The 14,684-nt window shown below is 67.1% G+C and carries 14 protein-coding genes; 3 read left to right on the top strand and 11 right to left on the bottom strand.

Annotated elements, in window-relative coordinates; genetic code table 11:
• Window positions 1-220: 220 nt before the first annotated feature.
• The 5 genes from G9Q41_RS08720 to pgsA form a co-directional block, all read right to left on the bottom strand.
• The gene (locus G9Q41_RS08720; RefSeq protein ID WP_165632342.1) at window positions 221-1,069 is read right to left on the bottom strand and encodes a hypothetical protein; all 849 of its coding nucleotides are present in this window, start codon (window positions 1,067-1,069) and stop codon (window positions 221-223) included.
• A 6-nt stretch (window positions 1,070-1,075) separates the two neighbouring features.
• A complete protein-coding gene (locus G9Q41_RS08725; protein ID WP_092522306.1) occupies window positions 1,076-1,900 on the bottom strand; it encodes a PspA/IM30 family protein in 825 nt (274 codons plus the stop codon).
• Between the two features lie 243 nt (window positions 1,901-2,143).
• Window positions 2,144-2,644: a helix-turn-helix transcriptional regulator gene (locus G9Q41_RS22280; protein WP_092522308.1), complete on the bottom strand. Its 501-nt coding sequence runs from the start codon at window positions 2,642-2,644 to the stop codon at window positions 2,144-2,146.
• A 205-nt stretch (window positions 2,645-2,849) separates the two neighbouring features.
• Window positions 2,850-3,347 carry a CinA family protein gene (locus G9Q41_RS08735; protein WP_092522310.1) on the bottom strand — a complete coding sequence of 166 codons (498 nt, stop codon included), beginning with the start codon at window positions 3,345-3,347 and terminating at the stop codon, window positions 2,850-2,852.
• Window positions 3,344-3,985: a CDP-diacylglycerol--glycerol-3-phosphate 3-phosphatidyltransferase gene (gene pgsA, locus G9Q41_RS08740; RefSeq protein ID WP_092522312.1), complete on the bottom strand. Its 642-nt coding sequence runs from the start codon at window positions 3,983-3,985 to the stop codon at window positions 3,344-3,346. Before pgsA ends, G9Q41_RS08735 begins: the two co-directional genes overlap by 4 nt.
• Window positions 3,986-4,261: 276 nt before the next feature.
• Between pgsA and G9Q41_RS08745 the strand changes: the two genes are divergently transcribed.
• Both G9Q41_RS08745 and G9Q41_RS08750 read left to right on the top strand, forming a co-directional pair.
• A complete protein-coding gene (locus G9Q41_RS08745; protein WP_092522314.1) occupies window positions 4,262-4,795 on the top strand; it encodes an amino-acid N-acetyltransferase in 534 nt (177 codons plus the stop codon).
• 148 nt (window positions 4,796-4,943) lie between these two features.
• Window positions 4,944-5,441 carry a phospholipase gene (locus G9Q41_RS08750; protein WP_347567493.1) on the top strand — a complete coding sequence of 166 codons (498 nt, stop codon included), beginning with the start codon at window positions 4,944-4,946 and terminating at the stop codon, window positions 5,439-5,441.
• 205 nt (window positions 5,442-5,646) lie between these two features.
• On the opposite strand, the gene G9Q41_RS08755 is transcribed toward G9Q41_RS08750, so the two are convergent.
• The 6 genes from G9Q41_RS08755 to thyX form a co-directional block, all read right to left on the bottom strand.
• On the bottom strand, window positions 5,647-8,304 hold the full coding sequence (locus tag G9Q41_RS08755) for a DNA translocase FtsK (protein WP_207630749.1): 2,658 nt from the start codon (window positions 8,302-8,304) through the stop codon (window positions 5,647-5,649).
• Window positions 8,305-8,735: 431 nt separating this feature from the next.
• Window positions 8,736-8,924 (bottom strand): hypothetical protein, encoded by a 189-nt coding sequence (locus G9Q41_RS08760; protein ID WP_092522898.1) that lies wholly within the window; start codon window positions 8,922-8,924, stop codon window positions 8,736-8,738.
• A 449-nt stretch (window positions 8,925-9,373) separates the two neighbouring features.
• Window positions 9,374-11,065: a ribonuclease J gene (locus G9Q41_RS08765; RefSeq protein ID WP_165632343.1), complete on the bottom strand. Its 1,692-nt coding sequence runs from the start codon at window positions 11,063-11,065 to the stop codon at window positions 9,374-9,376.
• 32 nt (window positions 11,066-11,097) lie between these two features.
• Window positions 11,098-12,042 (bottom strand): 4-hydroxy-tetrahydrodipicolinate synthase, encoded by a 945-nt coding sequence (gene dapA / locus G9Q41_RS08770; RefSeq protein ID WP_165632344.1) that lies wholly within the window; start codon window positions 12,040-12,042, stop codon window positions 11,098-11,100.
• Window positions 12,043-12,265: 223 nt separating this feature from the next.
• Window positions 12,266-12,892 (bottom strand): TIGR03085 family metal-binding protein, encoded by a 627-nt coding sequence (locus G9Q41_RS08775; protein ID WP_092522320.1) that lies wholly within the window; start codon window positions 12,890-12,892, stop codon window positions 12,266-12,268.
• A gap of 190 nt (window positions 12,893-13,082) precedes the next feature.
• Complete coding sequence (gene thyX / locus G9Q41_RS08780; protein ID WP_092522900.1) at window positions 13,083-13,835, bottom strand: FAD-dependent thymidylate synthase; 753 nt, start codon at window positions 13,833-13,835, stop codon at window positions 13,083-13,085.
• A gap of 231 nt (window positions 13,836-14,066) precedes the next feature.
• On the opposite strand from thyX, the gene G9Q41_RS08785 reads away from it, so the two are divergent.
• Window positions 14,067-14,618 (top strand): toxin-antitoxin system HicB family antitoxin, encoded by a 552-nt coding sequence (locus G9Q41_RS08785; protein WP_165632345.1) that lies wholly within the window; start codon window positions 14,067-14,069, stop codon window positions 14,616-14,618.
• The last annotated feature ends 66 nt before the right edge of the window (window positions 14,619-14,684 follow it).

Consider the following 14,684-nt stretch of genomic DNA (forward strand, 5'->3'; position numbering starts at 1 on the left):
CCCCGTACATCGCTTCGGGCGAAAGCGGACGGCTCCGCACAACAGCCGTGAAGATTACTATTTCACAACACTTGTCGGAACCATCGGGAAGTTCCGCACAGCGCTCTCGGGCAACGTGCCGAGCGACCGCTTCGGAACTGCCGTCCACGCTGCCTTCCACGGAAGGGGACGCGCGAAAGCACGGCGGGGTTGTTCGTGAATCCGGTTCACCGAAAGAGGTTCACTCCGAGCTGCCCCGCTCCCGATCGGGACGGGAGCGTTCCCCGGACAGCTCGCGCAGTCCCTCGGCCAGTCCGGCCAGCCGGTCCGTGGCGTCCTGCATCCGGTGATCGCGTTGATCACTGCTACCGCCCGCGGCTATCGCGCGCCCCGCTGCGGCCACGAGGGATCCGTAGCGCTCGACCCCCTCGTCCAGCTCAGCGCGCATCCGCCGGATCTCCTCTTCCAGCTCCCGGCGTTGCTCTCCCGGCGCGTGCTCGAGGGTGCCTTCCACGGCCTCCAGGCGATCGGCGACCGAACGCAGCGCCACTGCGACCTCCGCAGCGGTGGAACGCGCCCCCGAGACCGGATCATCGCCCTGACCGATCCCGGTGTCCAACCGATTCAACGAGTCGTGCAAACTGCGTTCGGCCTCGGCCAACTGCCGCATCGGCTCGTGGGCTGCCGAGCTCCGCGGAGGCAGCCGGGGTGGTTCGGGAGGAGCCGCCGGAAGCGGTGTCCGCTTCAACCGCCTGTAGTGACGAAGTGCGCCAACAGTGCCCACACCGGCGGCGAGGGCGATTCCCCCCAGACCGAGCGAAGCCAGATCGAACAGCGTCTCCCCGGCCGGTTCGGCGGGAAGGCCGAGGGTCTCCGGCGCGTAGGAGAGATAGGCCCCTCCTCCGAACACCCCCGTGGTGGCTCCACTGCCCACGGCAAGCCGCTTGGCCCGTTTCCGTCGTCTGAGCAGCCGCGCACGGGGATCGCGCCAGGATGCGACTCTCTGCTTGATGTTGGTGAGCACAGGACCACGCAACTGCTCGAGCGCGTAGTCGCCCCAGTCACCGATTCCGGAGTCCCGCCTGCCCACGACGAGTCACGCCTGGTCGGACTGGGAGTTCTGCTGCGGCGGGTTCTGCTGTCGCGGAGCGGGCGTGGAGTCGGTCTGCGAAGCACCGCCCGAGACCTGCTGCTGGTCGTCGGTTCCCATGGACGCCCGAATCTGGGCCAGTCGATTGACCCCGGCCGCGTCCGTGGCAGCCTGCTGAACTTCCGCCATCCTTCCCTGCACGCTGTTCTGCGCGAGATCGGCCTGGCCGAGCGCCGTGGTGTAGCGCTGCTCGATCTTGTCCCGCACCTCGTCGAGCGAAGGGGTGTTGCTCGGCGCGGCCATGTCGTTCATCTGCCGCAGCGAGCCGGCCACCTGCTCCTGCATCTTCGCCTGTTCCAGCTGGCTGAGCAGCTTGGTCCGCTCGGCGATCTTCTGCTGCAGGGCCTGCGAGTTGCGTTCGACGGCCTGCTTGGCCTGTTCAGCCGCCTGCAAGGACTGATCGTGCAGATTCTTGAGGTCCTCGACGCCCTGCTCCGCGGTGACGAGTTGACTCGCCAACTGCTGGGCGGTCTCCTCGTACTGCTGAGCCTTCGTCTCATCGCCCTCAGCGCGCGCCTGCTCGGCCATGTTCACAGCTTGGCGAGCCGACGCCTGCAGCTTCTCGACTTCGTTCAACTGCCTGTTGAGCTTCATCTCCAGCTGCCGCTGGTTGCCGATGACCGAGGCGGCCTGCTGCGACAGGTCCTGGTGCTGCCGCTGAGCTTCCTCGATGGCCTGCTGGATCTGCACCTTGGGGTCGGCGTTCTCATCGACCTTGGACGAGAACGACGCCATGAGGTACTTCCAGAACTTCACGAACGGGTTGGCCATCTCCTCCGCCTGCTTTCTGTTCTACCGGTTGCGCCCACGCTGGGAATCCACGCCGAGGGACGTGGTGCCGACAGTACCGGCGCGGCTTCCCCCCGGTGCAGCGACGCTCCCCGTCACACACCGGACACGGCTACCGACCTCAGCGTCTCCCCCCATCGTGTCAGCTCGGTCGAACAGCTTCCACCGAACCCCACGGATCCGCGAATTCTCTCCACGGAACCGCGGGGAAGTTCCGGTTCGGTCTCAAGCGGCCACAACCACCCCGCTGGAAGTCCGGTTCGGCGGATTTATCCGCTGACTGAGCATGGGCTGCAACCTGCGGTCCTGCTGGTCGGTTTCCTCCTCGAAGGATTCCGAATCCGATTCGGAATACACCTGGGCCCCTTCCGGCTCGCCGTCGACCATGCCGGCCTCGGCGAGTTCGGAATCGATCAGACTGGGCACCAACCTGCCACCTTCGAGCTCGGCGGGTGCCGTCTGCTCCACCACCGAAGGCGCCACCACCGTCTCCGGGGAGTCCAGGTCACCGGCCACGGTCACGAGCAGCTCGGGCAGTGGAAGGTCCAGCGCGTCGCAGATGGAGCCGAGCAGCTCGCTCGACGCCTCCTTGCGACCACGTTCCACCTCGGACAAGTAGCCAAGACTCACCCGGGCCGCGCGCGAAACCTCCCGCAGGGTACGGGACTGGGCAGCCCGCGCGCGGCGCAGTCGCTCTCCGACTGCCTCCCGCAACAACACGGTCATCGCGCGCCTCCATTCCGTCGCCTACATCCTGCGCGACGCGTCAACGCCCCACACTACTCAACGCGACGCCAAAGTACGCCCCGTTCACCACGAGTCCGCCGAGGGCGAACGCGTTTCAACCAAAAGTTGGAGCCTGTGACACCAATATCCCACGGAGCGGGAAAAAGCGCGTCGTCGCCGTGCACCACGTCGAGCACCTCCGCGTTCAACGCAGCAAAGCCTCGAAGTGTTCCAGGGCCGCGACAGCGGCGGCGTGCCGTATCTCCTGCCGCCCGCCCGTCAACCGGAGCGCGCGCACGACGCTCCCGTCCGGCCCCGCGAAACCGAGATACACCGTGCCCGGGGGCTTCCCGTCCTGGGAAGCCGGTCCGGCCACCCCGGTCAGCCCGATCCCCCAATCGGCTCCGCAGCGCCAACGGGCCCCCTGCGCGAGTTGTTCGGCGACCTGCCGGTCCACTGCGCCGCGGGCGGCGAGCAGTTCCGGATCGACCCCGGCCAAACCGCTCTTCAAGTCGGTGGCGTACACCACCAGTCCGCCCCGCACGGCCGAGCTGGCCCCACCGACCTCGGTCAGCATCGCGCTGACCAGACCCGCGGTCAGCGATTCGGCCGTGGCGACCGTGCTTCCCGAGCTCCGCAGCAGCTCCACCACGTCTGCGACCAGGCGACGCCGCTCGGCGTCCGGTTCCGCTCGCTCGGTCACCCGCGCCCCTTCCTGGCCCGCCGACTCAACGCCCTGAGCCGCACCGCGCGCACCACGTAGTCCGCTCCCGTGCCCACCGTGGCCGCGACGGCCGCACCCATGACCACCCACTTCAGCGGATCGGCCGAATCACCGAGCGGCAGCAGGTACAGCCCGATGGCCACCGCCTGCAGCAAGGTCTTGAGCTTTCCCCCCGGGGAAGCGGGGATGACACCGTGCCGAATGACCCAGAACCGCAGCACCGTGACGAACATCTCCCGGAAGATGATCAAAGCGCTCACCCACCAGGGAAGCTCCCCCAGTGCGCTCAACCCGAGCAACGCGGCCCCGGTCAGCGCCTTGTCCGCCAACGGATCGGCGATCTTGCCGAAATCAGTGATGAGACCGCGTCTGCGGGCCAGTTCCCCGTCGATCCGATCGGTCACCGAGGCGAGCACGAACACCGCGGTGGCGATCCACCTCCAGAACGGTTCGTGCCCACCGGCCCAGAACAGCACGACCAGGAAAACGGGCACGAGGATCAACCGCGATGTGGTCAGCGCGTTGGCGATGTTGACGAGCGGCGTGCCCCGCTCGTCCCCGTCGGCACCGCCCGAGCCGGAAGCGGCCCGGTTCGATGCCGCACTGTCCGCTGTCATGACAACTCCTCGAACCGATCCTGTTCACTGCGGCGTCGTGGGTCGCGCCGTGTCCAGGATCAATGACGACGGTCGCACCGTCCACCTCGGGGGCCGGAAGGCTCACCCACGCGCGATTCGCGCACCGCGTTCGGCCGGGCTCCCGGGTGGCCGGGGACGCTGACGGGCGGGACAGACCGCCGCACGAGCGGCGCAACCGCTTCTCCCACCTGCGCGCCCCGCGCGGGGAACCTCCCCGCCGAGCGAACCGAGCCGCGCGAACTCTAGAATCGAAGCATGCATTCCTATGCGTCCACCGGGATAACAATACGCCGTGCGCGAATAGCCGACGTGCGGACCATCAAGCAGCTGGTGGACACCTACGCCGGACAGGTCCTGCTGGAAAAAGACCTCGTCACACTCTACGAGAGCGTCCAGGAATTCTGGGTCGCCGAACAGAACCACGACGACCGCTCGACGAGCATCGTGGGCTGCGGCGCGCTGCACGTGCTCTGGGAGGACCTCGGTGAGCTGCGCACCATCGCCGTGGACCCCTCCGCACGCGGACACGGCGTCGGCCACCGGATGGTGCGGAAACTGATCGACCTGGCCAACGAACTGGGTCTTCCGAAGCTGTTCGTGCTGACCTTCGAGACCGAGTTCTTCGCCAAGCACGGATTCGAGCCGATCAGCGGAACACCGGTCTCCCCCGAGGTGTACGCGGAGATGCGCAGATCGGCCGACACCGGTGTCGCCGAATTCCTCGACCTCCCCTACGTCAAACCGAACACGCTCGGCAACACGCGCATGCTGTTGAAGCTGGCCCCCTGAATCCCAACCTCGTCCCCCTTTCGAAGGAAAATTCCGTGAAGTCGGGAATAAAACCGGCTGAACAACACCCGAAAGCACCAAGCGAACGCTTGCCAGGCACGGTAGGACTGATCCGGAACTGATCGTCCACCCACGAGGAGAAGTCCCCGTGTCCTCCTGGAAGAACCGGCGCCCGAGCGCCACGCTGATCCTGCTCACCACTCTTTGCGCCGCCCTCCTGAGTGGAGCCACCGCACAAGCCGCCACCGATTCCTGGAATCCGCGTCAGACCACCGACCGCTACCTGTTCGAAGTATCCCTGGAAGAATTCGTCCAGATAAGAGCGTCCAGACCTCACCCGAACGAGTTGGACTGGTCCTCGGACGCGTGCTCCTATTCACCCGACGAACCACTCGGGTACGAATTCACGGAAAGCTGCCTGCGCCACGACTTCGGTTACCGCAACTACGAAAACCAGGGAAGATTCACCGAGGACAACCGGCTGCGCATCGACAACAATTTCCGCGCGGATATGTACTCGGCCTGCGCGGGCGACACCGCCTGCGAACGGGCTGCCGATGTGTACTACTACGCCGTCAGGCAGTTCGGAGCGAGCAGTGACAACACGGCCGAAGCCGTGGACAGGGCGCTGTCCGTGAGCGAGTAGGCGCTCGCGCCGGACTCGTCCTTCCCTCCCGCGGAGGGGGCCGTCCGGTGGCCCGGGAGCTCACCGAACGGACTCCTCCGCGGATGCTCGCCACGGGCACCCGGCACGACCTCCCGATCCCGTGCAGCACCGCTCCACGGGATCGGGGACCTCCCGCCTCCGGACACCGGGAGAACACGAGCACACGCCCGAGCACGAAGCTCCGCTACGGACTCGCTTCCTGCGCTTCCTCCTGCGGAGGGGGACCTCCCCGGATGGAGTTCAGAGCGCCTTCCAACTCCTCCGGTTTGACGAGCACTTCCCGCGCCTTCGATCCCTCCGAGGCGGCAACGACGCTCCTGGACTCGAGAAGGTCCATCAGCCTGCCCGCCTTCGCGAAGCCGACCCGGAGTTTGCGCTGCAACATCGAGGTCGATCCGAACTGGCTGGTTATCACGAGTTCAGCGGCCTGCAGCAGCACGTCCAGATCATCGCCGATGTCCGAGTCGACCTCCTTCTGCTGGCTCGCCTTGGCGGAGGTCACACCGTCGGCGTAGTCCGGTTCGGCCTGCTCCTTGGTGTAGCCGACCACCCGGTGGATCTCGTCGTCACTGACGAAGGATCCCTGAACACGGGTCGGCCGCGCACCACCCATCGGCAGGTAGAGCGCATCCCCCATGCCGATCAGCTTCTCCGCACCAGCCTGATCGAGGATCACCCGCGAGTCGGTGAGCGAGGAAGTGGCGAAGGCCAACCTGGAGGGAACGTTCGTCTTGATCAACCCGGTGACCACGTCCACGGAGGGACGCTGGGTGGCCAGCACCAGATGGATTCCCGCCGCACGCGCTTTCTGCGTTATCCGCACCACCGCGTCCTCCACGTCGCGCGGGGCCGTCATCATCAGGTCGGCCAGCTCGTCGACGATGGCGAGGATGTAGGGGTAGGTCCGGTACTCCCGTTCGCTCCCCGGCGGGGCGGTGAGCTCACCGGAGCGCACCTTGGCGTTGAAATCGTCTATGTGGCGCACCCTGCTGGCCTGCATGTCCTGGTACCGCTGTTCCATCTCCTCGACCAGCCAGCCGAGCGCAGCGGCCGCCTTCTTGGGCTCGGTGATGATGGGAGTGATCAGATGGGGGATCCCCTCGTAGGGTGTCAACTCGACCATCTTCGGGTCGATGAGGATCATCCTGACTTCCTCGGGAGTCGCCCTGGCCAGCAGGGAGACGAGCATGGAGTTGACGAAACTGGACTTGCCCGATCCCGTCGAACCCGCGCACAGCAGATGCGGCATCTTCGAGAGGTTGGCCGTGACCATCTGTCCCTCGATGTCCTTGCCCAACCCCATGACCAGGGGATGGGTGTCCTCCGCCGCCTTGCCCGAGCGCAGGACGTCCCCGAGCCGGACCATCTCGCGGTCACTGTTGGGCACCTCGATGCCCACGGCGGACTTGCCGGGTATCGGAGCCAACAGCCGAACGTTGTCGTTGGCGACGGCGTAGGCGATGTTCTTGGTCAGCGCGGTGATCTTCTCGACCTTCACGCCGGGGCCCAGCTCGACCTCGTAGCGCGTAACGGTCGGCCCCCGCACGAAGCCGGTCACCTCGGCGTCGATCTTGAACTGTCGCAGCACACCGTTGATCGCCTCGATCATGGCGTCGTTCGCCTCGCTGTGCCGCTTCGGCGGATCGCCCTCCTCCAAGGCGTTCGGCGGCGGAAGCCGGTAGTTCCCCTCGACGGCACGGGTGATCGTGAGCTGCTGCGGCTCCTCGGGGGCGGACCGCTCGGCTGCTCCCGAGCTCGTGGCGGGCTTCGCGGCAGCGGATCTCGCGGTATCCCGCTCCGCGGTTCCGCTCGAGGAGGTGGCCGCGGCCGCGGTGCGCTTCCCCCCGCCGGAGGAGTTCGGTTCCGCCGCTTCCTGCGCTTGCTGGAGTTCCTCCTGCGCGTCCTGTTCGGACTTGTCGCTCATGGAGGCTTGACGGCGCCTGGCGGGGCGACGCAGTTTCGCACTGTCGGGATCGGACGGGGCCACCTCCCGATCGGTCTCGTCCGCCCGATCTCCCCCCTCCGGATGGGCCAGTTTGCGCAGACGTTCGGGCACGTCCCGAACTGCGGTTCCGGTCAGCAGCAGCACGGCGAACAACGAGACCAGCACCAGGACGGCGCCCGCCACTACACCGGTCATCCCCCCGGCCAGCGGACCTCCCGCGACGTAGCCGAGAAACCCCGCGGCCTCCGACCACTCCGCCGCTTCACGCGGAGCCCCGGTCCCGATGTGCAGCACGCCGAGTGCCGCGAACAGCAACAAGGCCGTCCCGACCACCATCCGCGGTCGCGCCTCCGGGTTGTGCTCGGTACGCATGAGCAGCACGGCCACTCCGAGCAACACCAACGGCAGCACCAACGAGGCCGAACCGATCACAGAGCGCAGCAACCGGTCCAGCCACTGCCCCACGGGGCCGCCCGCGTGCCACCAGACTCCGGCCGCGGTCACCACCGCCAGGGCGATGAGGATCAGCGCCAGCCCGTCGCGCCGGTGCGCGGGATCCAGCTCCCTGGTCCTGCCGATGGTGCGCAGCACGCTCCCCGTCGCCCGGGCGATTCCACGACCGAGTTCGGACCCTCCCGAAGAACCGCTTCGGGAGGAGCGACTTCCCGCCGTGCCCGCCTTGCCGGTCCCCTTCGAGGAGGCCCTGCCCGAGCGGGAGGTGTTCTTTCCGGAACTCGCCCTCGCACCGGAATTCGTGGTCTTCTTCCCACCGGACCCGGAACCGGAGGATCGGGCACCGGCGGATCCGGACTTCTTCGTTCCGGAACCGGACGAACGACTCCGCGCGCCGCTGCCGCGCGCTCCCGTGGACCCCTTGTTCGTCGTGCCGCTGGCCATACTCCACACGGTATCGGTGTTCCGCCGCTCGTGTAACACCAGTCGAACGGGGAGTCGACCACGCCCGTCGGCGCGCACCGGTGGCCGCACTCGCCTTTCGCACTGCCCGACACCGCGGTTTCCTCGACCCGAAAAAACGTTCGGCGTCGCACGGCCGTGCGACGCCGAACGTTCCCCCCTCCCCTGATGTGGCTTCCGGTCGTAACGGCTCCCGTGTTCTACTACCGCGGCCGTGCCCACCCCGGCAGCACGGCCGCGGCCCCGGTCGTGCCGGTCAGCGTCCCTCCCCGCACGCGGAACGAGTCCCACAACACGTTCGCGCACCATCCGCTGCCGACAGCCGTCCGCGAATACGGGCCACATCATGCTTCACGGCGGGCTCACCGGTGCGTTTGCGTTCGAAAAGCACCGGTGAACCCGATCCGGTCACCTCAGTGGTCCACGATGGGCGCGTTGACGCACTTGGCGTTCTGCGGTGATCCGATCGGCGCGACCAGGCCGAGCACCGCGGCGTTGTTGTTGCAGAGCTGGACCGGCAGCACGCTCACGTTGTTGTCGTTGAGCAGGTTGATGCCGTCGTTGTCGTGACTGTCGGCCATGGCAGGCGATCCCATGGCCATCAAACCGGCCGCAGCGGCCGACGCCGCGAAGAAGCTAATCGTTTTACGCACGTTCGGACCCCAATCTGCTGTGACTGTGGTGCGAGCCGGTACAACGAGCGGAAATACGAAAACTTCCAGGAAAGCTGTCCGCCGACCGGCTGTTTCCACAGTGGCACTCTCAGCTGGAACCAGCGCGCTCACTCACACTATCGAGCTAGCAACACCACCCGAGAGTGTCTCTACAAACAATACGTAATCAAAACACGCCGCCAGGAAAGTACACCAACTCACCCGATCGGGGATGGTTAAGCGAAGCAGAACGGCCGGGTTCATTTCCCGCGTCGAATGCACCGAATCAGTTGCGAAACCGAAAAAAGCGCCCGTGCTCGGAAGGCGTGGACGATTCCACGTCTTCCGGGCACGGGCGCCGCACGGGAGAACTGCCGGACGAGCACCGCCCCGGCGACTCAGGAGTCGACGGGCAGCACGTTCGGCACGATCATCGGCTTGCGGCGATAGGTGTCGGCGACCCACTTGCCCACGGTGCGACGCACGGCCTGCGCGATGCGGTGCGTGTCCGTGATGCCCTCCGACTCGGTCCGCGAAAGCTCCATCTCCACGAGCGGGGAAACCTCGTCGAGCGCCTTCGGGTCATCGGAGAACCCCCTCCCGGAGACCGTCGGCGACGAGACCGCACGACCGCTCGTCGCGTCCACCGCGACGGTGATCGAGATGAACCCGCCCTCACCGAGCACGAGGCGGTCCGACAGCGTCGACTCCCCGACGTCGCCGACCGAAAGACCGTCCACATAGACGTGGCCCACTTCCACCCGGCCCGCGATGCTCGCGATCCCGTCGATCAGGTCCACGACCACACCGTCCTCGGCGATCACGACGCGATCCGAGGGAACGCCGGTGAGCGTGGCGAGATCCGCGTTGGCCTTCAGGTGTCGCCACTCCCCGTGCAGCGGCATGACGTTGCTCGGACGTACCGCGTTGTACAGGTAGAGCAGCTCCCCGGCCGAAGCGTGCCCCGAGACGTGCACCTTGGCGCTGCCCTGGTGCACGACCTCGGCACCGAGCCGGACGAGACCGTTGACCACGCCGAACACGGCCGTCTCGTTGCCGGGGATCATCGAACTGGCCAGGATGACCGTGTCACCCTGCTGGATCTTGATCTGCTTGTGCTCTCCCCGCGCCATCCGCGACAGGGCCGAGAGCGGCTCGCCCTGCGAACCGGTCGAGACGAACACCACCGATTCGGCGGGCATCCCCAGGGCCTCTTCCAGGTTCACCAGCAGGCCCTCGGGAACCCGGAGGATTCCCTGCTCGGCGGCGATGCCCATGTTGCGCACCATGGAGCGTCCGACCAGACACACCTTCCGCCCGTACGCCTCGGCCACGTCCAGCACCTGCTGGACGCGATGCACGTGACTGGCGAAACAGGCCACGATCACCCGCTGGGTCGCACGCCCGATCACCGAGTCCAGCACCGGACCGATCTCGCGCTCGGGAGTGACGTAACCGGGGACCTCGGCGTTGGTGGAATCCGCCAGGAACAGGTCCACGCCTTCCGCACCCATCCGGGCGAAACCGGCCAGGTCCGTCAGCCTTCCGTCCAGCGGGAGCTGATCGAGCTTGATGTCCCCGGTGTGCAGAACGGTACCCGCCGGAGTGCGTATCGCCACGGCCAGCGCGTCCGGAATCGAGTGGTTGACCGCGAAGAACTCCAGGTCGAACGCACCGTGCTCACTGCGCTGCCCCTCGGCGACCTCGACCAGCTGCGGGGACAGCCGATGCTCCTGGCACTTGGCCGAAAGCAGCGCGAGGGTGAACTTCGAGCCCACCACCGGGATGTCGGAACGCAGCCGCAGCAGAAACGGCAGCGCTCCGATGTGGTCCTCGTGCCCGTGGGTCAGGACCACGGCATCGATCTCGTCCAACCGGTTCTCGATCGGACCGAAGTCGGGCAGGATCAGATCGACACCCGGCGCATCGTCTTCCGGGAACAGCACACCGCAGTCGACCAACAGCAACCGACCGTTGTACTCGAAGACGGTCATGTTCCTGCCGACCTCACCGATGCCGCCGAGCGCGACGATCCGCAGGGCGCCTTCCTGCAGCGGTGGGGGCGCCGGACTCGCCGAGGTCGGTGCCACGGGATGTTTCTCGGTCGACGTTGCGCGTGTTGTCAACGCGATGTCACCTCGGTTGCCGCATCGGGATTGACCAGGACCAGACCAGCATCCCACAGGTCGCTGGTGATGACGCGCACCTGTTCGTCCGTCGCGGAGGGCAACGGCAGGCGCGGCTGACCGGTTTCGTAGCCGCAGAGACGCATGGCCGTCTTGGAGAAGATGACTCCCCCCACGAAGTTCATCGACCGGTACACCGGCAGCAGTCCGTAATTGATCTCACGGGCGGTGGCCACGTCACCGGCCTCGTGAGCGTCCAGCATCTGCCGCAACCGGTCACCGACCACGTGGGCGACCACGCTGACGAAACCGACCGCTCCGACGGACAGCCACGGCAGGTTCAGCGGGTCCTCGCCCGAGTAGTAGGCCAGATCGGAATTGGCCATGACCTCGCTGCCTGCCAGCAGGTCGTGCTTGGAGTCCTTGACCGCCTTGATCCGGGGGTGCTCCGCCAGCCGCTTGAGCGTGTCGTTCTGGATCGGAACCACGGACCGCGGCGGGATGTCGTAGAGCATCACCGGCAGGTCCGTCGCATCGGCCACCGTGGTGAAGTGCGAGTACAACCCCTCCTGCGGAGGTTTCGAGTAGTACGGCGTGACGACCAGCAGTCCGTGCGCCCCCGCCTTCTCGGCCCCGCGTGCCAGTTCAACGGAATGCGCCGTGTTGTTGGTACCCGCGCCGGCCACCACGGTGGCCCGGTCCCCGACCGCCTCGGAGACCGCTCGCAGCAGACGTTCCTTCTCCGCGTCGGTCGTCGTCGGGCTCTCACCGGTCGTACCGTTGACGATCAGGCCATCGTTGCCTACCCGATCCACCAAGTACGTGGCCAGCTGCTGGGCGTGGTCCAGATCGAGCTGCCCCTCCGAGTCGAAGGGGGTCACCATCGCCGTGAGAACTCGTCCGAAAGGACGACCTTCGGTAGCTGTGGGGCACACGGTCATGGCTGTCGACGCTACCTCCTACAGGAACTCTCCGGATCGGCCCGTACCGGAAGGCGGGTGAACGAGTCACCGCCGACCGGAAACATCGGCACGTTCGCGGCGATCACCGGGCGTTGTTCCGGCCGCGGACGGGGTCACACGCCGATTCTTCCACGAATCAACGCTGTGACACACGGCACATTTCGAATTCCCGCCGTGCCGTCGCGAGCCCGCCCCGGCGGGATCAAACGCTGCGGCGCAGGTCCTCCACCGCGACCACGTCCGCCTCGTTGCCCTCGAAGCGAACCAGCGCGGGCTTGCGACCGAAGGCGTGCAGGAGCAGTTCCCCGGCAGGACCGAGTATCCGCACCGTGCGAGGCCCGTTCCGCGCGGAGATCTCGTGTCCGTCCTCGCTGCGCAGCACCACACCGACGGGACTGCGCCCGTAGAAGTACTTGGCGGTGCGCGACAGCGCCTTCCAGAGCGCCTCCGCGCGCTCCGGTTCCTCCGGACGGGGTTGCCAGTCCGCCTGAGCCCGCCGCACGTCCTCGTGGTGCACGTAGAACTCCGCGCTGTTGACCGCCTCGTCCACCGCACCGATCCCGAGCGGATTCCACTTCGGAGGCCCGTTGCGCACCCGGTCCACCAACTCGCCCCACGGCAACTGCGCGAGCTCGGAGTGAACGCGCTCACCGCGGTCGGCCAGCGCCTTGAGCAGCCTCCCACCGAGCGCGTCCGGCCGGTGCTCGCGTTTCACCAGGTGAATGGCCAGCTCACGCGCGGACCATCCCTCGCAGAGCGTCGGAGCGTCCGGCCCCAACCGGTCGAACAGGTCACACAACTGCTGACGTTCATCGTTGGCCACACCCATGCCCGCACTCTAGCCGCACCGGGGCGCCCGGTCGGCCGCGGCACACCGGAACGAACAGCGATCGGCTCCGCGCGGGGCTCCGGACCACGGAACGGCCCGGGCCACTTCCCGGACACGCGCCGGTCCAGGGGCGCGCCGGAAGAACCGAGCACGCTCGTCGCCCGGCAACCCCGCCCGGCGGAAAGCGGGCTCAGCCCTCCGTCACGTAAGGGCTGGAAGCCACCTCAGTTCCGTCCCGCAGTTCGGTGATCTCGAAGTCCCCGAAAACGTTCGGGACCGCCTGCTGCAGCTGCCGCAGGCACTCGATGGCCAATCCGCGGATCTCCACGTCCGCGTGCTCACTCGCTCGCATGGCGATGAAGTGCCGCCAGGCGCGGTAGTTTCCGGTGACCACGATCTTGGTCTCGGTGGCGTTCGGCAGCACCGCACGAGCGGCCTGCCTGGCCTGCTTGCGCCGCAGGGTCGCCTTCGGCTCGTCGGCGAACTTCTCCTGCAGAGCCTGCTGAAGCTCGTTGTAGGCCTCCAGGCTGGCCTGGGTGGCCTCCAGGAACTTCTCGTGCAGTTCCGGGTCCTCGGCGATGATGTCGGGCTCGACCATGCTCGCGTCCCGCTCGGGAACGTACCGCTGGGACAGCTGCGAGTAGGAGAAGTGCCGGTGCCGGATGAGCTCGTGGGTCAGCGAGCGGGAGATCCCCGTGACGTAGAAGGTCACGGTTCCGTGCTCGAGCACGGACAGGTGGCCGACCTCCATGATGTGCCCCAGGTACCCCGCGTTGGTCGCCGTCGCGGGATTGGGCTTGCTCCAGGACTGATAGCAGGCGCGACCGGCGAACTCCGCCAGCGCCTGGCCACCGTCGGCATCAGTCGACCAGTCCACGTCTTCCGGCGGGAAGAACTCGGTCTTGCCGATCAGCCGTACCTTCGGCGGAACGATCTCGGTCACGACGGGCGAACCCCTTTCCAGCACGCTAAAAGCCGGATCTCCGGCATTGACTCCCCTGATGACGGGGCCCGCGCCACCGGGCGCAACGGCCACCGCCCCCGTGCCACACCCTAAGGGGTCCTCTCGGAGGGACCTCTCGCGGCTGGAACGCCCCAGCCACGCGGGACGCACGAGCAGTGCGTGACATCAGGAGGGGTTGTCATGACGTCGAAATGACACCATAGTGACGTCATGGATTTGAGTCCGCACATCAACCAGCTTCGCGAGGACCTCACCTCGGCCGCTTCCGCCGGCGACGAGAGCACGCGCAACGCGGCCGCCCTGCTGTCCGGCGCGCTGGAACCCGCGATGCGCCTGACGCTGATGAACGCGCTTTCGGACCTCGCCGCCGAAGTGACCACTCAGTTGGACGGACGGGTGGTGGACCTGCGTCTCGACGGCAGGGACGTCCATCCGGTGATCAGCGGTCCCGCGACCACTCGGACGGACGGCCAGGACGAGCAGCCGCCCCAGCCTCCCCCGAGCGCCGAGGGCGGAGACATCAGCAGGATCACGCTGCGCCTGCTGGAAGAGATCAAGGGCCAGGCCGAGCAGGCGGCTTCCTCCCAGGGGGTCTCGCTGAACACCTGGGTGGCCAGGGCCGTTCAGGGAGCACTGCACGGCAGCAAACCGCGCGGCCCGTGGGACCGCACCCCCTCCGGGGACCCGTCCAGCGGCAACGACCAGGCCGCGGAGGAAGCGGCTTCGGAGGAATCCCGGCTGCACGGCTGGGTACGCGGCTGACCGTTCGCCCTCGCGTGACGGCTTCCCGTTCGGACGCACCGAGCTCCGCCATCGATCCTCGAGGAG

Origin of the sequence: Actinopolyspora sp. BKK2, from assembly GCF_011291845.1 — a bacterium.
In the GTDB taxonomy this organism is placed as follows: Bacteria; Actinomycetota; Actinomycetes; order Mycobacteriales; family Pseudonocardiaceae; genus Actinopolyspora; species Actinopolyspora saharensis.